We start from the raw sequence: 20184 nt of genomic DNA, 5'->3' as shown, positions 1-20184 counted from the left end.
CCTAAGGAGAATTTGGCAACTGCAAAGGAGGCAGAGGGGCAGTGCCCCGACGCTGAACTAAAAAGTGTCTAAGTCGTCACGGTCTCTTTAGGCTTTTTCGAGCCACTATTGCTGCTAGGTGTGGTGCTAAATTGGAACTTCAACACGTTGTTTTCCACCTCAACACTGACACGACCGCCATCGACCAGGCGACCAAATAGAAGCTCGTCGACCAAAGCTTTCTTTAAATGCTCATCTACAGTGCGGGCAAGTGGACGAGCCCCATAAACTTTGTCGTAGCCTTTTTTCATCAGCCATTTCAAAACTTCAGGAGTCGTTTGCATATCGACTTTCTTTTCGGCCAAAGTCATCTTGAGTTCGTCAACGAACTTAGAAACAACCTTCAAGATAATGTCCTCTGGCAAATCCTTGAAGCTAACAACCGCATCAAGACGGTTGATGAACTCTGGCGAGAAGGCTTTTTTAATGGCCTCCATGCTTTGCAGGCTGCGATTTTCTTCGACGATACCGATAGAGCCGCGAGCGACTTCCATAGCGCCAGCGTTGCTGGTCATAACAAAAATTACATTTTTGAAGTCAGCCACGCGACCATGAGAATCCGTCAAACGACCCGCATCCATCACTTGCAAAAGCGCATTAGTGATATCTGGGTGAGCTTTCTCTAATTCATCCAATAACAACACAGCATACGGATGTTTATTCACAGCCTCTGTCAATAAACCGCCTTCTTCATAGCCCACGTATCCCGGAGGCGCTCCGACTAAGCGAGCCACCGCATGTTTTTCCATGTATTCACTCATATCGAAGCGATGGAAGTGAATTCCCAGAATGTGTGCGAGTTGTTTACAAACTTCGGTTTTACCAACACCCGTAGGGCCGGTGAACAGGTAACTGCCGATAGGTTTGTTGGGACGACCCAAACCGCTGCGAGCAAGTTTGATACTTGCCACTAAGCGATCGATGGCTTCGTCTTGGCCGTAAATAAGAGCTTTCAATTTCTTATCAAGATCCCGCAGCTGCATTTTTTCATTTGAAGAAATGCTGGCAATTGGAAGCCCTGTCATCTTCGCAATAACTTCCTCGATGGCAGGAATGTCGATGATGACTTTTTCTTGGCCAAGGTTGCGCAAGCGGAAGTAAGCACCGGACTCATCCATCACGTCGATGGCTTTATCTGGTAGTAATTTCCCGTGCAGATGTTTGATTGAAAGATCTACGCAAGCTTTCAGAGCTTCATCTGTGTATTTCACATTATGAAACTCTTCGTAAGATTTGCGAAGGCCTTTAAGGATAGCAACACAATCTGCAGGAGTGGGCTCGTTCACATCGATTCTTTGGAAACGACGATTCAAAGCGCGATCTTTTTCAAAGTACTGACGATATTCGCTGTGAGTGGTAGAGCCAATACAACTAATGTCGCCACTTGCAAGAGCAGGCTTTAAAAGATTGGAAGCGTCCAAAGATCCACCGCTGGTCGCACCTGCACCGACGATATTGTGAATTTCGTCGATAAAAAGAATCGCGTGCGGGCGTTTTTCGATTTCTTTGATGACTGCTTTTAAGCGCCCTTCGAAATCTCCGCGGAATTTTGTTCCAGCTAGAAGTGTCCCGATATCGAGCGAGTAGATGATTGCAGTTTTCAGTTTTTCAGGAACTTCGCCATTTACGATCTTGGCAGCTAGACCTTCGGCGATGGCAGTTTTACCAACGCCCGGTTCGCCAATAAGTAGAGGATTGTTTTTTGTACGGCGCGATAGGACCTGCACGCAACGTTCGATCACATCTTCGCGGCCCACCAAAGGATCGATTTTTCCGGCTTTGGCTTTTTCGTTTAGATTGGTGCAGAAACTTTCCAGAGGATTGTTTTTGCTTTCATCCATCGGCTGACCGTCGATATCCATGCGTGGAGCAGGAGTCGAAGACTCATCCGCAGTACCACTGACATCTTTTGCGACGCCGTGAGAAAGATAGTTGATCACATCAAACTGGCTAAGCCCTTGTTGTGCTAAGGCGTAGACCGCGTGAGAGTCTTGCTCGTAAAAAAGAGCAACAAGAAGACTGCCTTCGTTGATCTGATTACGGCCCGAGCTTTTCACCTGAATGGCTGCACGCTGAATAAGGCGGTGGCAGGCAAGGGTGAACTCGGGGGTCCAGCTCTCGTAACCACCGTAAGAGTCGAGTTGTTCTTGGGTGATCTTAGGAACTGTTTTTTTGAGATAATCTTTGAGGTCCGCTTTCAGTTCTTGCACGTTGATGCTGCAAGCTTGAAGAATCTCAACCATGAACGGAGACTCGGTCAGAGCAAGCAAGATGTGCTCGAGAGTAACGAACTCGTGGTAGGATTTCTTGGCGATTTCCGTTGCGACAGAGAGGCGACGTTCTAATTCACGTGTCATCATATATTACTCCTCTTCTAACGTGCTTTTCAGCGGGTGTTCGTTCATTTGCGAATACTGATTTACTTGCATGACTTTCATTTCAGCGACTTCGAGCGTGAAAACTCCTGCGACGCCGGAACCTTTTTTATGGACGTCCAGCATTACTTTGGTGGCTTCATCTTCGTTCTTTCCAAAGAAGCGACGAAGAATGAGCACTACGAATTCCATCGGAGTATAGTCATCATTAAGTAGAATTACTTTATACATCTTCGGAGTTTCTACTCGAGGAATTGTCTGTATCGATGTATCACCCTCAGGCGAGGACGTGTGGGGTACATTTTTTGGGGTGTTATTGTTTGGCCCGTTTACTAGCGTCATTAGGAACCCCTCGTAAATCCTTGATAACATATCTAAAGTCCAGGATTGCTGCTTGTTGCAAATTGTCCTCAGTGAGACTTAGCTCAACCGATATTAAATTATTATAGAATGAATGTCTTGTTTTGAGAAGGGATCTTGCTTTGAGAGGGACCTTTTGGCACCATTTTAAAGTGACACATATTTAGAATTTCACTGATATTTAACCTAATAAGTACAAAAAACCTTGGGGGGTTTCTAATGAACGTAACTAGTAGAAAAAGCCAGGCGGGTTTCTCGCTGGTAGAATTGATGGTCGTTGTAGCGATCATTGGTATCTTGGCATCTCTTGCCATTCCATCAATCGGCAAATACATGGCGAAAGCTCGTCAATCTGAGGCTAAGACTCAGTTGTCATCTCTGTATACTGCAGAGAAAGCTTTCTATGCTGAGTATACGATCTATGACAATAGATTCGGTGCAGTTGGTTATTCGCCGGAAGGTCTATTAAGATATAACGTTGGTTTCACTGGCGGAACTGTTGCTTTGCCTGCCAATGGTTACAATAATACTCTTGTAGGCTCTCAGCTACTTACGAACACTTTGGCATTTTGCGATCCAGGTGGTGTGGTAGTTTTGGCGAATCAGAGAAACTGCGCAATTCTGAATGGAGCAACAGCAGCTCCTCCTCCACCTTTGCCAGCATCATTGACTGCAGCAACTACGTTTACTGCTTCCGCAACTGCAGTTATCCATTCAATTGGAACTACGGACACCTGGACAATGGATCAGGTGAAGGTTATGAGAAATACGGTTTCTGGTATCCCTTAAAGTTTGATTCTGGTATTTCTTAACGTATGAAACAGATTTTTTCTAAATCGGAAAACCCAAGCTTTATTTTGCTTGGGTTTTTTTCTTTTTTTCTAGTTATTTATTCGCAAATCTACGCAAGTAAAGGTTTATTGGAAAAACCACGAGATCTTTTGGCTCCCCCAGCTGGAATTGAACACTTCACATTTGGTCACAAAGACGTGACAGCTGACTTTTTTTGGGTTCGAGCCATTCAGGATTTTGACTATTGCGATCATCAGATAGGGAAAAATCTTTGTGTTGGCAAGGGGTGGCTCTATCGCATGCTAAATTCCATTACTGATTTGTCTCCAAAGTTTCGCATGCCTTACGCGACAGGAGCCATTGCTTTAAGCGTAATGGTTTCGGATGTTGAAGGGGCTGCCCGTATTTTTGATAAGGGCGTTGAACAGTTCCCGACGGATTGGAAAATCCTTTATCGAGCGGCCTACCACTACCTTTATGAAGTGAAGGACAAAAAGAAGGCTGCGGATCTATTCGTAAAAGCCGGAAGAAATGGAGCTCCTCAGTGGGTATTCTCATTGGCGGGCGGTCTCTATAATGAGTCCAACGAGCGTGCGGCGGCCGAGGCAATTCTGCAAGAGATGATTAAGACGGAAGTTGATCCGGCGATCATCAAGCGCTTAGAAGAGAAGCTGGCGAATATTCGTTCGGGTTCGACTCCTCACATGCCAAATTAGTTTTTTTATAATCTAAATTTCTATCTACGAAGTGCTGCGCCACCTATATCGCAAATATCTTCAGAAATTAGTTCGATCACATCTTTTCGAATATCAAATTCAATTTGTAAAATTAAATTTGCTGGTTTCGTTTATAAATAAGTCTAGTTTACATTACTAGTCTTTACCAAACACTCTCGTTTTTGGAAGAATCATCGAGTTGTGTAAGGAGAGATTGGTTATGAAGAAGTTAGTCTTAGGATTTATATTAATATTATTTTCTGAAATAAGTTTTGCTCAAACAACTTGCGAAGAGTGGATTGAGTATAACGTATTGAATTTTCAAAACGCATGCCATGCGGGATGTAGTGGCGGCGTTTATGGGGTTTATAGTTATACAACTAATTCCAACGGAAACCCCATGGCTCTTTGCACGTTTAAATCATGTTTAACGGGTGATTACGTAGGGGAGCAAGGGTACAATATAAGCTTTTGTGGAACCAGTCCTATTTCACAAAAACAAATCCCAGATGTTAAAAAACCAAAAATAGTATGTGGTTCGATCGTGCATGCTGAAACACGAATAGTCGGAGAGCGAATTCCGATTGTTGGCGCAAGCTTTGAGCTAAGCTATTTCTCTAATTGGGTTCAAGGCCGCGCTGGTGACTACACATTAACTGTGCCGATTGCTGACGATCCTCCGCGAGACAATATTGTGTCATTCGATGTAGTGGTAAAGAGTGGTGGTGTAACAGTTCAAACTACTAACTATACAAATAATCAACCTAACGTGGCACATACGTATGTTTGGAACGGTCTGGATGGATCTTCAAATCCGACTCTTGGCGGTAAACACTTTGTAGTAACGGTGACAGAGAATCGTCCAAGTATTTCAATTCCTATTTCGAGTGAAGTACATTTGGGATCCTTCAAGTCGAAGTTGATTGGTCTTGGTGGTTGGTTGCCAAGCATTTACGCATTTTATGATTCTGTTTCGAACAAGTTGTATAAAGGAGACGGAACTGTCAGAAGCGTAGTTGCAGTTGCTCTCTCTGGAGGAGGCAAGCGAGTTGCCGAAGAAGATGCGTCGCTAGTTTATGATTTTGATTCAACGGGAAAAGTTGTTGCCATAAAAACTGGCTTGCTCGGAACTACTATCTATAGCTTTTCATATGATGGGCAGGGAAGACTTTCGTCAATTTCGGAACCATTTAGCAGAACCACTACTTTTAATAGGAATTTTAGTGGGGATTTGGTTTCGATTGATACGCCTAAGGGACATACAACAACTGTTTCGTTGGATTCGAATGGATATTTGGAATCTGCTGAAAATCCAAATAGTGAAACATACGAAATGACTTATTCTGGTACGGGCGGTTTGCTGAGTACTTTTACGAAACCTCAAGGTCAAGTTAGCACATTCACCTATGATAGCGCTGGCGGATTGATTACTGATGCGCATTCCGGAGGGTATTTTTTTGATCTAGTTGCAAGAACCGGCAATGGCTATACTGCGGACGTCAAGCGTGAGACTCCAATGGGAAGAGAAACAATTGTTCAAACAAATGGAGACATGACGACTCAATCGAGCACAATAACATTGCCGAATACCTCTCAAGAGACATTCACTGCATCTAGAAGTGGAATTTATTCGAGTGATAGTAGTTCGGCTCGAGGCATCTCGGTCAGTAACTCATACCAAGATGATGCCCGATTTGGAGCGATGAGTATTTTTCCAACGCAAAAAACATATGGATATGGTTCTGCTTATTATTACTTTACCAATTCGCAATCTATCACGTTAACCGATCCTGATGATCCGTTTTCAATTGATACCTACTCTATCAATTCTACGAAGAATAGCTTCAATGTTACGACTGACTATGACCCAACAACCAAAACTTTTAGCAAGTATACAGCGCTTGGAAAGACAAGTGAGACAGTTATTGACAGTTATGAGCGTATAGTTTCCCAAAAGCGCGGAAATTTACATCCTGTTGAATTCACCTATACCAATGAAAACCTGACCAAAATTGAGCAAGATGCACGTGAGACTACATTAGCTTACAATTCAACTACAGGCTTTTTGAGCTCCATCACGAATCCTCTTAGTCAAACTACGGCCTTTACTTATGACAGTGCAGGCAGAGTGGCGACGAAGATATTTCCTGATCTACGTACGATCACGTACTCTTATGATGCTAACGGAAATGTCTCTGGCATAACACCGCCAGGTCGAACCATTCATAGCTTTGGTTTGAATGCAAACGAACTTCCTAACACATATGAGCCTCCGACGCTTTCTGGAGTTTCGGTTGTAAATACGACTTATTCTTATAATGACGACAAACAGCTTGTTGAAATCAACAAGCCGAATGGCGACTCTATTGAGTACACTTATAATGCAACGACTGGGGCTCTCGAGAGTATCGTAGCGCCAGCGGGGACATATACGGTTTGGATGAACAATGGAAATGGGCTGCCAGGGACGATTGCAGCTCCAACTGGTATTAGCACTAATATGTACTATGCGGGTACAATTCCTACTCAGTATAGTGTCTCTGATAGCTCTTATACCTTTAATAATGGGTATGTCAGGGCACTTGCTTCAAACGGAACCGTGAATGATGACACTGTTTCTACAAGCACTCAATACGATCAAATCTACTACACCTACGACAATGACGAATACCTCACCGGAGCTGGCGACTTAACCCTCGCATACTCCACACCAAGTGCTCTTCTCAATGGAACAAGCATTGGCTCAAGTCCGAACATTGTAACAGACGAGTACACATACAACTCGTTCGGAGAAGTGACGAACTACAAAGCGAAGTACGGTACGACCGTGATCTATGATTTAGATCTTGCAAGAGATGGCATGGGTCGCATCAATGGTAAAACTCAGACCATGAATAGCACGACCGATGACTATGATTACACCTTCGACAGTGCGGGACGTCTGACTCAAACCAATAAGAACAGCTCGACAGTTGCGACTTATGATTATGACGACAACTCAAACAGAGATGGGGGCACGATCGGTGGCATAACAACGACGGCCACTTACGATGCTCAAGACCGTATGACGGCATACAATCAGTTGACGTTCACGTACAACGCAAATGGAGACCTCACGAGCAAAACCCACACATTGACAAGCACAACAACCAGCTACACTTATGATGTGTTTGGGAACCTGACAAGTGTGACTATGCCAAACGCGGATGTGTTCACGTACGAGATCGATGGTCTTAATCGTCGCGTCGGTAAACTCAAGAACGGAGTGGTGCAAAAACGTTGGATCTACATGGATCAAACCAGAATCGCGGCCGAAGTGGATAGCTCTGGTAACATCACAAAACGGTTCGTGTACGGCTCAAAAAGCAATATCCCAGACTACATGATCATGGGATCTGACGACTATCGCATCATCTCAGACCAATTGGGCTCTCCAAGATTGGTAGTAAAGGTAAGCGACGGCACCATCGCAGGTCGCATGGACCACGACGAATACGGCCGTGTAACAGCGAACACGAACCCAGGCTTATTGCCATTCGGCTTCGCGGGTGGATTGTATGATACGGACACGGCTCTCGTGAGATTTGGAGTTCGTGATTATGCCCCTGAGATAGGCCGTTGGACAGCAAAGGACCCGATTTTGTTTGGAGGCGGTGATACGAATTTGTTTGGCTACGTTCTTCAAAATCCAGTAAACTTCATTGATCCTAGTGGAAAATATGCCGTAGGTATAGTTATTCCAATAGGAGATATTGCTATCGGCATCGGAGCTGCATATCTTTGTGCAAATGTGCCTAAGATCGTTGGAGCAGTTAACGAAATCATTGATGCAGTGGTGGGGGGCCCACCTAAGCCCAATTGCCCAGAAGGATATGATGCGGCAAAGGCGCTTTGCGAAGCACAAAAGAGAAACTCTGATGAAAAATTTAAATGTTATGCAGATGCTTACAAACGTTGTGTAGAAGGACAATAGGCATGACAAAAGATAAAGCTAATAATTTTGATTCGGTTGATTTCTCCAATAATACGGAGATTGGTTTCAGAGGAGTGGTTTTCGTCAATGACTTGAGTAAAAGGTCCGATTTCATATTCACGGATTGGGGCTTACCCATATTTCGCCCGAAAAATGTGGAATGCGCCAAAGCTGTAGCCGGTGACCTAAGCGATTTAACATTGTCTGAAAAAAATGAAAATCTGTGTATCGATGACCTTGCTAAGTATGTTAGGGAGAATTTAAAAAATTTGAACCAAGATACGTTCTTTTTAGTGGTTTCTTTTGATCAAAAACAACCAGAAAACTTTAACTTGCTATTCTCAGGTAAAGCGAACATGGATTTGCTGACTCCGGTCGAAAAAAATTTTACAACCTCCAAACAAAAATTTCGAGTTGTGACTTCATACACGAATGTTTTATTTAAGAAGCTAGAGGCCTCGATTCCAGGTATTTCGTGTTTTGAGCTCCGATTTGCAGATTCTCACGAGGGCTCTACCGAGAGCTCTTATACAAGAGAAAGGATTTTTGAAGAGGCTCTTATCTTTGCAACATTAGCTGTCTCAAGAAAGATATAGCTACTAGTTTTGAAATTCGGTGCCAGGCCCTTTTTACGGAAACACTGCAACAAGAAATAGGACCTGCCACTTTTCTTAAGTAGGGTATACATGACACAATTTCAGACTTTATTTTTGCAAGTATTTTCTAAATGGGCCAACGAAGAAAAGTTGGTCACGGAGATCAATGACGAAGATAAGTCTGAAATTGAGATTTCTATTGGTGATCTAAAGGTATCTTGTTTTCCCTCTCAGGTGGATATTATTGGTCCGAATCTATATCGACGTTTCGAGAATTGGAATCCTAACGACCGGGCAGACCTAGTTGAAGAAGTTGTTAAAAACATTTCCTTTTATTTGAAGAACCCTTTGGAGAGGGATATTCCTTCACTGAGGCGTCCGGACTTTTTTGCGCGTTGGATTCTTGGAAAATGTGGCATTCGTCTTATCCGGAAAATTAAATAATTGGGTTGGCTTTAGTGAACTTCATCAAATCCCTCCTAGAAAAACTCAACAATTGGGGTAACACCCAAACCATTTACGTGCGGCTCACTAACGAGCAGTTGGATGTTTGGCGGCCTGTGATTGCGCGGCGGAAAGGGGCTGATCCGAGTTTGTACCAGATTCTTCCGCAGCCTCAGAATCTTGTGCCCGGTGATGAAACTTGGGAGTTTCCGCCAGGGGCGTTCGTTCTCGTCAAAGGACACATCTCTGACGGTCGCACGATCAAAATTGCCTACGAACTTTCGCAAAATTAAGTCTCGTCACCGCCGCGATAGTGGCAGCCAACGTTTCCTATCGGCGAAGCCCCGCGTTACATGGGGTAATCCCTCGTCTTTTCGTGCACCTGCTTGACTCCCTGTAAAAAAGCTTCATATTCCCTGAATACGAAATCGTAACCGGGATATTATATGGCGAGTCAAAGGGATTACTACGAGATTTTGGGTGTGGCGAAAGACGCCGATGCCGACACTATCAAAAAAGCCTATCGCAAATTGGCGATGCAATTTCATCCCGATAAAAATCCTGGCAATCCCGAGGCCGAAGAAAAATTCAAAGAAGCCGCTGGCGCCTACGAAGTTTTGAGTGATGCTCAAAAACGCGCGCAGTATGATCGCTTCGGTCATGCAGCCTTCAGTGGCGGCATGGGTGGCGGTCGCGGTTACCAAGATGTCGAAGATATTTTTGCAAACTTCGGTGATATTTTCGGCGACTTCTTCGGAGGCGGCGGTCAACGTTCACGTCGCTCTCGTCACGAACCACGTCGCGGAGCCGACCTTCGTTACGTCACTGAGATTTCCCTGAAAGACGTTTTAAATGGACTCGAAAAAGATATCGAGTTCGACACCGACGAATCTTGCGGCGAGTGTAAAGGCAGTGGCGCTGAAAAAGGCTCTAGCCCCGTCAGTTGCCCAACATGCGGTGGCTCGGGCCAAGTCGTACGTTCACAAGGATTCTTTAGCGTTGCTTCAACGTGCCCAACTTGCCGTGGTGAAGGCAGCATGATCAAAAATCCATGCAAACCTTGTAAGGGCAAAGGCCGCGTTCCTGAACATCGCAAAATTCGCATCAATATTCCTCCAGGAGTCGACACCGGCACTCGTTTGCGCGTCGGCAACGAAGGCGAAGGCGGCTTTAACGGTGGCCCTGCGGGTGACCTATACGTCGAAATTCGCGTTAAAGATCACGATCATTTCGAACGCGAAGGGGACGACCTTCATACCTCAGTTTCCGTATCCTACCTGCAATTGCTATTAGGGGCCGAGATCGATGTTGAGACACTGGCTGAAGAGGTCACTCTGGACGTTCCTAAGGGGACGCCAAATGGCAAGACTTTGAAGCTTTCAGGCCAAGGTCTGCCGTCATTACGAGGCCAACGCCGCGGAGATCTCTATTGCACTTTAGAGGTCGAATTTCCCGAAAAAATCTCAAAAGAAGAAGAAAAACTCTTACGCGAATTGGCAAAATTAAAGGGTATCGACGTTAAAGGCGAGGGCGGGATTTTTGGCAGGAAAAAATAGCTAAAAAAGACCCCGGGGACCTTGACGGTTTTTAAAGCCGACTCATGTTTTAAGTGTTAGTTAAGTTTAGGTTTTTATTAAGGAGCGAAAAATGGGAAAAATTATTGGTATCGACTTAGGGACGACCAACTCTTGCGTGGCGATCATGGAAGGTGGCGAACCGAAAGTCCTAGTTAACGAAGAGGGCGCACGCACGACTCCTTCTGTGGTGGCTTTCACAAAAGACGGCGAACGTCTTGTGGGCCAAATCGCAAAACGTCAGGCTGTGACCAATCCTGAAAATACAATCTATTCTGCGAAACGTTTCATCGGTCGCAGATTCGAAGAAATCTCTGAAGAAATCAAATTGGTTCCGTACACTGTTGTTGCTAAAGGCAATGACTGTGCATTCAAACTTACAAACGGAAAACAAGCTTCTCCAGAAGAAATCGGCGCAGCTGTTTTGGCAAAACTTAAAAAAGTTGCTGAAGACTATTTGGGCGAACCGGTAACAGAAGCTGTTATTACAGTTCCTGCTTATTTCAATGACTCTCAAAGACAGGCGACAAAAGATGCCGGTCGTATCGCGGGTCTTGAAGTAAAACGTATCATCAACGAACCAACCGCTGCAGCTCTTGCATACGGCTTGGATAAAAAGAAAGACGAAAAAATCGTTATCTATGACTTCGGGGGCGGTACTTTCGATATCTCTATCCTTGAAGTGGGTGACGGTGTTGTTGAAGTTCGTTCTACGAACGGGGACACGCACTTAGGTGGTGATAACTTCGATACAGTGATTCTTGAGTGGCTCATCACTGAGTTCAAAAAGGATCAAGCAATTGATTTGAAAAACGACAAGATGGCTTTGCAACGTTTGAAAGAAGCGGCTGAGAAAGCAAAGATCGAACTTTCTTCTGCTCAAGACACTGAGATCAATCTTCCGTTCATCACGGCAGACCAATCAGGTCCTAAGCATTTGCAAATGAGACTTTCTCGCGCGAAGTTCGAACAAATGACAGAAGCCTTGGTAAAACGCTCTATGGAGCCTTGCCGTAAAGCTTTGGAAGACGCAGGCCTTAAAGCCTCTGAGATCGACGAAGTCGTTCTTGTGGGTGGTTCGACTCGTATTCCTGCGATCCAAAAAGCTGTTAAAGACTTCTTCGGTAAAGAACCAAACCGCACTGTGAACCCAGATGAGGTTGTTGCAGTTGGTGCCGCTGTTCAAGGGGGCGTTCTTGCCGGTGACGTGAAAGACGTGTTGTTGCTTGACGTAACTCCATTGTCTCTAGGAATTGAAACTTTGGGTGGTGTAATGACTGCCTTGATCGAAAGAAATACTGCGATCCCTACGAAGAAGACTCAAGTCTTCTCGACAGCAGCGGACAATCAACCAGCGGTTGATATCCACGTGCTTCAGGGCGAGCGTAAGATGTCGACAGACAACAAAACTCTAGGACGCTTTGAGCTTGCGGGCATTCCACCAGCTCCACGTGGCGTTCCTCAAGTTGAAGTGACTTTCGATATTGATGCGAACGGTATCTTGAGCGTGTCTGCAAAAGACTTGTCTTCTGGCAAGCAGCAACAAATCAAGATCACGGCTCAATCTGGTTTGAGTGAAGAAGAAGTTAAAAAAGCAGTTCGTGAAGCAGAATTGGCAGCTGACGCCGATAAACAAAAAGCGGAAGCGGTTCAAGCTCACAACAACTTGGATAACTTGATTTACCAAACAGAAAAAGTGATCAAAGACTCAGGCGCACAAATCCCTGAGGCTGAAGTGAAATCTGCCAACGACGCCATTGCTGAAGCAAAGAAAGTTCTCGAGAACAAATCTGCTCCAGCAACAGAGTTGAAAGCAGCGTTCGATAAACTTCAAGCTGTGACTCACAAGTTGTCTTCTGAGCTTTACAAAAAGCAAGGCGGACAACCTGGCGGTGACGGTTCTGGCGGCGGCGGTAACGGCGGCTCGGGCGGAGCAGGAGCTGAAGGCGAAACTAAAGATGGCGACGACGTAATCGACGCAGATTATAAAGACGTCAACTAAGAGTTCGACTTAAAATACTTGTTTCTACATTCGAAGGCTGGGAGAATTTTTATAAATCTCTCAGCCTTTTTGCTTTTAAGGGCTGACGCACGAACGAGGGCCCCATGAGTGAAGACGTCATCATTCCGGTTAAACCAGAGTTTGCAAAAAAATCCCTGATCGACAAAGCCAAATACAAAGCGATGTACGACGAGTCCATTCGCGATCCAGAAAAATTCTGGGCAGGCCAAGCCGAGCGTCTTCACTGGTTTAAAAAATGGAATAAGGTCAAAGAGGTCTCTTACAAATCACCAGTCAGCATCAAGTGGTTCGAGGGTGGGGAACTGAACGTTTCTTACAACTGTATCGACCGCCATCTGCCAAAACGTGCGAACAAAGTGGCACTCATCTGGGAATCTGATGACCCGAACGTGCCTTCGCAAAAAGTGACCTATAAGGAACTTCACGAAAATGTCTGTAAGTTTGCGAATGTTCTAAAACGTAACGGCGTAAAACGCGGTGACCGAGTCACCATCTATATGCCGATGATTTTAGAAGCAGCCTACGCGATGCTTGCGTGTACGCGTATTGGCGCTATGCACTCGGTAATTTTCGGCGGCTTTGCTCCAGATTCTATTGCGGATCGAATTTTAGATTGTGATTCTGATTTTGTAATTACCGCTGACGAAGGACTTCGTGGCAGTAAAACAATTCCACTAAAGAAAAATGTCGACCAAGCTTTGAAGCGCACTCCGAATGTGCGTAAAGTTTTGATGGTTCGTCACACAGGAAACACCGTGGGCTTCGTTGAAGGTCGCGACATTTGGTATCACGACGAACTTCCAAAAGTGAATACCGAGTGTGAACCAGAAAAAATGAACGCCGAAGATCCGTTATTTCTACTTTACACTTCAGGCTCTACGGGAAAACCAAAGGGCGTGCTTCATACAACGGGTGGCTATCTTCTTTATGCAAGTATGACTCACGAGTATGTTTTTGATTTGCAAGAAAACGATATTTACTGGTGTACAGCCGATGTCGGTTGGGTGACAGGGCATAGCTATTTGGTCTATGGACCGCTTGCGAATGGCGCGACCTCGTTGATGTTTGAAGGAGTTCCGCACTATCCAAGCTATTCTCGATTCTGGGAAGTCATCGACAAACACCAAGTCACAATTTTCTACACGGCACCAACAGCGATTCGTGCACTGATGCGTGAAGGGGAAGCGCCTGTAAAAAAATGTTCGCGTAAATCTTTGCGAGTGCTTGGCTCAGTAGGTGAACCCATCAATCCCGAAGCATGGCTTTGGTATTACAAAGTGGTCGGCGATGAGCGCTGCCCAATCGTCGATACTTGGTGGCAAACAGAAACGGGCGGGATTTTGATTTCTCCGTTACCAGGCGCTTTTGATTTAAAACCGGGCTCGGCAACATTGCCATTCTTTGGAATCAAACCTGTGGTGCTTACACCGGAAGGTCAACGCCAAGCTGACGGTGCCACTGAAGGTGTTCTTGCCATCGAAGATTCATGGCCTGGGCAAATGCGCACGGTTTACAAAGACCACAAGCGTTTCGAAGAAACTTATTTTTCAGCTTACAAAGGTTACTACTTTACAGGCGATGGTTGCCGTCGCGATAAAGATGGTTATTACTGGATCACAGGCCGTGTGGATGATGTCTTGAATGTATCGGGGCATCGCTTGGGAACTGCCGAGATCGAAAGTGCCTTGGTGGCTCACGCTGCGGTTTCAGAAGCAGCTGTCGTCGGTTATCCGCATGATATCAAAGGCACAGGTATTTATGCCTTTGTGACCTTAAAAACCGGAGTGCAAAGCACGGATCAACTTAAAAAAGAATTAGTACAATGGGTGCGTGACGAAATCGGCGGGATCGCAGTTCCTGATCTTTTGCAGTGGGCACCAGGCCTGCCAAAAACCCGTTCAGGCAAGATCATGCGTCGAATCCTAAGAAAGCTTGCTGAAAACCAACCAGAAGCTTTAGGTGATATCTCAACCCTGGCAGACCCAGCAGTCGTCGATGATCTCGTAAAGAACCGCTTGAATAAATAAAACCCCGATAGGGCCACCTGGATTTGGTGGCTTTAAGAGGGAAAATCGAACAAAAGCGGGGGCTTTACTGGATTTCCGAGGGCAAAGGCTGTAAACCTTTGCCATGCAAAAGCGCGTGGGGCTTGAGCGGCCTATTCTAAATTCTGATATTAACTTTCCGCTTTGTTTAGCGCCGATGGTGGGGCTTTCGCACGTGGCTTTACGTTTAGTCGTGCGCGAGTACATGCCTGCCAATGCCAAGACTATTTGGCCCACTGAAATGTTAAATTCACGCCGTATTCCTGGCGAAGACCTTACGACCACTCCTGAAACTTTGCGCGAGACTTTCGAAACCGAACTTGTCCCACAAATTCTTGGCAACGAAGAAAAGCCTATCAGTGACAGCGTCAAAAAATTGATTCACGAGTGGGGAGCCGAAGGCATCGACATCAACATGGGATGCCCCGTGCAAAAAGCTTTGAAGCACAACTATGGTGTGGCTTTGATGGGCGATCCTGATTATGCCGCTCGTGTTGTCGAAATGACCGTCAAAAATTCCACAGTGCCTGTATCAGTGAAGCTGCGTGCGGCACCTCAACCCGGTAAGAAAGTCGAAACTTTGACGGACGCATCGGAAATCATTTCGCCTTATGCGAATGAATCTGACTTTTCGTACTTACATAATTTCGTAAAAGGTATCGAGAACGCCGGCGCTAGCTGGCTTTGCCTGCATCCGCGCACGGCTGCACAAAAACGTCGTGGCTTTGCAGACTGGAGCCAAATCCGCAATCTTCGCGAAGTCACAAGTTTACCATTGATTGGGAACGGTGATATTCAAACCGCGGAAGACGCGATGAATATGCTGACTGAAACCGGTTGTGATATGGCGATGGCAGGGCGCGCGCTTGCCGCACGTCCATGGATGATGTGGCAATTTGGCGAGATGATGGGTTTTGAACCACCACAAGGCCGCGAAGGACAGCGCGCACCGCAAGGACCGCGTGAAGAGGGTGCCGAGTATGGCCGTGCACTTCTACAACTGATTGAATATTGTGGTCGCTATTTCCGCGAAGATCTTGCGATGAGAAAAATCCGTTTTTATGTGCGTACTACAGAGGTGTGGTTGGATTTTGGTCAGTCGTTAGTTGGCATCTGCGCCAAAGCAAAAAACCTGCAAGAGTTGCAGGTTTTAGTGAAAGAGTTCTTCGAAGCTCCGATTGAAATGTGTTCTCACACAGAGCTTCGTCAGTAAAAATAAGAAACGCCGACTAGGATTTCAAAAGTGGTTCGAATTTGCCTTCGTCGTGAAGCGCTTTCATGTCGCTGTAACCACCGATCAGTTTTCCGTTGATCATGATGATAGGCACGGTTCTCCAGCCGGTCTCGTTTTTAATGCGATCGATTTCTTCAGGCTTGTCAGACAAATCAATCTCTTCGAACTTCACACCGTATTCGTTAAAGAAATTAATAGCGCGCACGCAGTAAGGGCATGGATCTTTTGTGTAGATGACCACTTTTGCTGTTTGATTTTCCATAGTTCACCTCATTTAGAAATATTTAACTATTATAGCACTACGAACAAAAATTTTCCAGTTGGCTGCGGAATTCCAGCGGCTTGCGTAGCACTTTGATCTGATCAAAAACCTCTTTGGCCTCGGGGCTCTTAAGCGATAAGGCTTTTAACCACTGCTTAGTGCGGCTGACGGCAAAATACTCGTTAATATGAAAAGTACTCGCTTCAAAGAAGCCTGGCAGCAAACCGCGTGTATTTTGCCAATGGGCTTCGGTAACGTTGCTTTGGGCCAAGCTTTCGCGGATTTGCTTAAAGATATACGGATTGCTCATGGCGCCACGACCGATCATAAAATCGGTGCTGCCAGTCGCTTCTCGGCAGCGATGGAAATCAGCGACATTCCAGATTTCGCCGTTAGCGATAATCGGTAATTTGCAAACTTCGCGGATGCGCGGGATCCACTCCCAATAAGCGGGTGGTTTGTAACCATCGGTTTTGGTTCGGCAGTGGACCGTCAGCCATGTAGCACCAGCTTCTTCGATGGCTTTTGCGTTTTCAATGCAGGCACTGCGATCTTCAAAGCCTAAACGGATTTTTGCAGTCACGGGAACTTCGGCAGGAACTGCGGCCCGCACGGTTTTCACGATGTCGTAAAGGCGATCACAGGATTTTAACAAGCTTGCGCCACCATCGTGACGATTTACGGTTTTAGCCGGGCAGCCGAAATTCAAATCAACACCCAATGCTCCGAGCTTCACAGCACGGGCGGCGTTCATGGCCAAAGGCTCTGCTTGGCCACCCAAAAGCTGTACAAAAATCGGAGTGCCATTTCTGGTGCGAGAGCCCGTTTTAAGCTCGGGGCAGTTGCGATAGAACACGACTTCCGAGTGCAGCACGTTTGTCACGCGCAAAAACTCGGTCACAAATTGGTCGATCCCGCCAATTTGTGAAAGGGTGTCGCGCATAACCCAATCCACGACACCTTCCATCGGAGCTAAAAGCAAACGCACGTCAGACGACAACTACAGTCCTCCAAGTTTTTTGATAATCTCAAAGTGTTTTTTATCGACAGGTTGCACGGAAAGCCTTTGCCCACGCTTCAGAACCAGCATCTCGGCTAAGGATTTCTCATCACGAAGATTGTCCAAGGATACAAGGTTTTTGAATTTTTGCACATATTCCACTTGGACGCAGAACCATTGAGGCTTCTCTTTAGTGGCTTTTTCATCGAAATACTCGGACTTTTTGTCAAACTGGGATTTGTCGGGCTGGGCCGCGGCAGAGACCTTGGCGATCCCGGCAACTCCAGGGGGCTCGGCGTTGGAGTGGTAAAACAGCACCAAATCGCCCTCAGTCATATCCTTCATCATAAAATTACGGGCTTGGTAGTTGCGAACCCCTTCCCACCAGGTCGTTTTGTCCTTGGCAAGGTGGTCCATCGAGTAGACGTCGGGTTCAGATTTCATCAGCCAGTATTTCATAGGGCCTCCGCGAGAAGATATTGTGCGTTATATTGATTCGTAAGAGTGATTTCAAGCAGAAAAAACTGTAAGGTCTTCTGTCTAAGGAAAGACCTAAAATGCACAAAAATCCCACATCAAAATGGGCCATCATTACAGGGGCAACGGCTGGGATCGGCTGGGCCACGGCTGAGGAGCTGGCGCAGGCCGGTTTTTCTTTGATTTTGATCGGCCGTCGCAGTGATCGCTTGAAAGAGCTTCGCGATCGCTTGGTAAAATCTTCCTCACAGAATGATAGAAACCAACAGTTCAAAACTGTGCAATTGGATGTCACGAAGAAATCGCAAGTCGATGACTTCGTTCAAGCTGAAGGTTCAAGCCTTGAAAACGTGACGGTTCTTGTGAACAACGCAGGCCTTGCGAAAGGTTCTGACAAAGTTCAATCTGCTCAGCTTTCAGATTGGGACGCGATGATCGACACCAACGTGAAAGGTCTTTTGTACCTGACTCGTGCGGTTCTTCCTTACATGGTGAAAAATAAATCAGGTCACATCGTAAATCTTGGCTCTGTTGCGGGTCGCTTGGTTTATCCGGGTGGCGCTGTGTACTGCGCGACGAAGTTTGCAGTGCGTGCGATCTCTGAAGGTCTTCGCATGGATTTGGCTGGATCAAATATTCGTGTCACAAATATTGAACCTGGTATGGTGAATTCGGAATTCTCTTTGGTTCGTTTCGGCGATCAAGAAAAAGCCGACAAGGTGTACGAGGGGATGACGCCGCTAACTCCGAAAGACATTGCAGAAACCATCTTGTGGTGCGTGCAGCGACCATCACATGTGAATATTCAAGAATTAGTAATTTACCCAACAGATCAGGCAACGATCGGTCAAGTGAATAGAAAATAGTGAGGAGACCATAATGGAATACAGAATTGAAAAAGACACCATGGGCGAAGTAAAAGTTCCTGCAGATAAATTCTGGGGTGCTCAAACTCAGCGTTCCCGCGAAAACTTCAAAATCGGTGGTGACCGTTTTCCTCGTGAGATGATCAAAGCTTTGGGCGTTTTGAAAAAGTGCGCGGCTCTCACAAATACAAAATTGGGTCTTTTGGATCCAAAAAAATCTGAGTTCATCGTAAAAGCGGCTGACGAAGTAATTTCTGGGAAATTGGATGAGCATTTCCCACTCGTTGTATGGCAAACAGGTTCTGGTACTCAGACCAACATGAACACGAACGAAGTTATCGCGAACCGCGCGATGGACATGCAGGGAATTAAACTTCCTAACAAAGAAGTTCACCCGAATGATGACGTGAACAAAGGTCAATCTTCGAATGATACTTTCCCAACAGCGATGCACATTGCGGTTGCAGATCAAGTTCACAATCGTCTTTTGCCGATGCTTGAAAAATTGCATGGCGCGCTGAACGCAAAACAAAATGAATTCAAAGACATCGTAAAAATCGGCCGTACTCACTTGATGGATGCGACTCCGCTTACTTTGGGCCAAGAGTTCTCTGGTTACGCAACTCAGTTGAAGTACTCTGTTCAACGTGTGAATAGCGTTTTGCCTCACTTGCATCAACTAGCGTTGGGTGGAACTGCGGTTGGAACTGGTTTGAACACTCACATCAAGTTCCCAGAAGAAGCGGCGAAAGCCATTGCTGCTGAAACAAAAATTCCATTCGTTTCTGCTGAAAATAAATTTGAAGCTTTGGCGTCTCATGATGCTTTGGTGGAAGTCAGCGGCGCTTTGAACACCATCGCTGTTTCTTTGATGAAAGTTGCAAACGACATTCGTTTGTTGGGCTCGGGTCCTCGTTGTGGCATTGGTGAACTGAACTTGCCAGAAAACGAACCAGGATCTTCAATCATGCCAGGTAAAGTGAACCCGACTCAGTCTGAAGCTATGACTATGGTCTGTGCTCAAGTGATGGGGAATCACGTGGCGGTGACTGTTGGTGGTTCTAACGGTCACTTCGAGTTGAACGTGTTTAAACCTGTGATTGTGTTCAACGTTTTGAATTCTATCCGTTTGATTGCTGACGCTTGTGAGTCTTTCACAGACCATTGTGTGGTTGGTATTGAGGCTAATAAACAACAAATCAAGAAGCATTTGGACAACTCGTTGATGCTTGTGACGGCTCTAAACCCTCACATTGGATATGACAACGCAGCCAAAATTGCGAAGACAGCTCACAAAAATGGCACAACTTTGAAAGAGGAAGCAGTCAAGTTAGGACTGCTAACTGCTGAACAATTTGATAAGATAGTAAGACCTGAAGACATGGTCCATCCTCTCGGGAAGTAAGGA

General features: G+C 45.7%; 17 protein-coding genes. 12 read left to right on the top strand and 5 right to left on the bottom strand.

What is annotated here, in order from left to right; genetic code table 11:
- Window positions 1–68: 68 nt before the first annotated feature.
- Both clpA and clpS read right to left on the bottom strand, forming a co-directional pair.
- Window positions 69–2399, bottom strand: a complete 2331-nt coding sequence (clpA, locus tag ACLWBB_RS14450; protein WP_413288250.1) for an ATP-dependent Clp protease ATP-binding subunit ClpA — start codon at window positions 2397–2399, stop codon at window positions 69–71.
- A 3-nt stretch (window positions 2400–2402) separates the two neighbouring features.
- Window positions 2403–2669: an ATP-dependent Clp protease adapter ClpS gene (clpS, locus tag ACLWBB_RS14445; protein ID WP_413291611.1), complete on the bottom strand. Its 267-nt coding sequence runs from the start codon at window positions 2667–2669 to the stop codon at window positions 2403–2405.
- Window positions 2670–2993: 324 nt separating this feature from the next.
- Between clpS and ACLWBB_RS14440 the strand changes: the two genes are divergently transcribed.
- From ACLWBB_RS14440 to ACLWBB_RS14395, 10 genes are all read left to right on the top strand, one after another.
- Window positions 2994–3563 (top strand): type IV pilin protein, encoded by a 570-nt coding sequence (locus ACLWBB_RS14440; protein ID WP_413288249.1) that lies wholly within the window; start codon window positions 2994–2996, stop codon window positions 3561–3563.
- A 26-nt stretch (window positions 3564–3589) separates the two neighbouring features.
- The gene (locus ACLWBB_RS14435; RefSeq protein ID WP_413288248.1) at window positions 3590–4282 is read left to right on the top strand and encodes a tetratricopeptide repeat protein; all 693 of its coding nucleotides are present in this window, start codon (window positions 3590–3592) and stop codon (window positions 4280–4282) included.
- 220 nt (window positions 4283–4502) lie between these two features.
- Window positions 4503–8255: an RHS repeat domain-containing protein gene (locus ACLWBB_RS14430; RefSeq protein WP_413288247.1), complete on the top strand. Its 3753-nt coding sequence runs from the start codon at window positions 4503–4505 to the stop codon at window positions 8253–8255.
- Between the two features lie 2 nt (window positions 8256–8257).
- Window positions 8258–8851, top strand: a complete 594-nt coding sequence (locus tag ACLWBB_RS14425; RefSeq protein ID WP_413288246.1) for a hypothetical protein — start codon at window positions 8258–8260, stop codon at window positions 8849–8851.
- Between the two features lie 90 nt (window positions 8852–8941).
- Window positions 8942–9295 (top strand): hypothetical protein, encoded by a 354-nt coding sequence (locus ACLWBB_RS14420; protein ID WP_413288245.1) that lies wholly within the window; start codon window positions 8942–8944, stop codon window positions 9293–9295.
- Between the two features lie 77 nt (window positions 9296–9372).
- Window positions 9373–9588 (top strand): hypothetical protein, encoded by a 216-nt coding sequence (locus ACLWBB_RS14415; protein WP_413288244.1) that lies wholly within the window; start codon window positions 9373–9375, stop codon window positions 9586–9588.
- A 153-nt stretch (window positions 9589–9741) separates the two neighbouring features.
- The gene (gene dnaJ / locus ACLWBB_RS14410) at window positions 9742–10851 is read left to right on the top strand and encodes a molecular chaperone DnaJ (protein ID WP_413288243.1); all 1110 of its coding nucleotides are present in this window, start codon (window positions 9742–9744) and stop codon (window positions 10849–10851) included.
- Between the two features lie 91 nt (window positions 10852–10942).
- Window positions 10943–12871: a molecular chaperone DnaK gene (gene dnaK / locus ACLWBB_RS14405; protein ID WP_413288242.1), complete on the top strand. Its 1929-nt coding sequence runs from the start codon at window positions 10943–10945 to the stop codon at window positions 12869–12871.
- Between the two features lie 104 nt (window positions 12872–12975).
- Window positions 12976–14919: an acetate--CoA ligase gene (acs, locus tag ACLWBB_RS14400; RefSeq protein WP_413288241.1), complete on the top strand. Its 1944-nt coding sequence runs from the start codon at window positions 12976–12978 to the stop codon at window positions 14917–14919.
- Window positions 14920–15022: 103 nt separating this feature from the next.
- Window positions 15023–16150: a tRNA-dihydrouridine synthase family protein gene (locus tag ACLWBB_RS14395; RefSeq protein ID WP_413288239.1), complete on the top strand. Its 1128-nt coding sequence runs from the start codon at window positions 15023–15025 to the stop codon at window positions 16148–16150.
- 16 nt (window positions 16151–16166) lie between these two features.
- Here ACLWBB_RS14395 and ACLWBB_RS14390 read toward each other — a convergent pair whose 3' ends face one another.
- The 3 genes from ACLWBB_RS14390 to ACLWBB_RS14380 are packed head-to-tail and all read right to left on the bottom strand — an operon-like array spanning window position 16167 to window position 17892.
- Entirely contained in the window at window positions 16167–16433 is a 267-nt protein-coding gene (locus ACLWBB_RS14390) for a glutaredoxin domain-containing protein (RefSeq protein WP_413288238.1), read from the bottom strand.
- Window positions 16434–16470: 37 nt separating this feature from the next.
- Window positions 16471–17421 carry a tRNA dihydrouridine synthase gene (locus tag ACLWBB_RS14385; protein WP_413291610.1) on the bottom strand — a complete coding sequence of 317 codons (951 nt, stop codon included), beginning with the start codon at window positions 17419–17421 and terminating at the stop codon, window positions 16471–16473.
- Window positions 17422–17433: 12 nt separating this feature from the next.
- The gene (locus ACLWBB_RS14380) at window positions 17434–17892 is read right to left on the bottom strand and encodes an EVE domain-containing protein (protein WP_413288237.1); all 459 of its coding nucleotides are present in this window, start codon (window positions 17890–17892) and stop codon (window positions 17434–17436) included.
- A gap of 98 nt (window positions 17893–17990) precedes the next feature.
- Here ACLWBB_RS14380 and ACLWBB_RS14375 point away from each other — a divergent pair, with 98 nt between their 5' ends.
- Together ACLWBB_RS14375 and fumC are read left to right on the top strand one after the other, a co-directional pair.
- Window positions 17991–18776 carry an SDR family NAD(P)-dependent oxidoreductase gene (locus ACLWBB_RS14375; protein WP_413288236.1) on the top strand — a complete coding sequence of 262 codons (786 nt, stop codon included), beginning with the start codon at window positions 17991–17993 and terminating at the stop codon, window positions 18774–18776.
- Window positions 18777–18789: 13 nt separating this feature from the next.
- Window positions 18790–20181: a class II fumarate hydratase gene (gene fumC / locus ACLWBB_RS14370; protein WP_413288235.1), complete on the top strand. Its 1392-nt coding sequence runs from the start codon at window positions 18790–18792 to the stop codon at window positions 20179–20181.
- Window positions 20182–20184 lie beyond the last annotated feature (3 nt).

The organism is Bdellovibrio sp. HCB337, from assembly GCF_047302465.1.
Taxonomy (GTDB): domain Bacteria; phylum Bdellovibrionota; class Bdellovibrionia; order Bdellovibrionales; family Bdellovibrionaceae; genus JACMRP01.
Note: the sequence above shows the minus strand (reverse complement) of the source record. Positions and strands in the feature narration are given on the sequence as shown.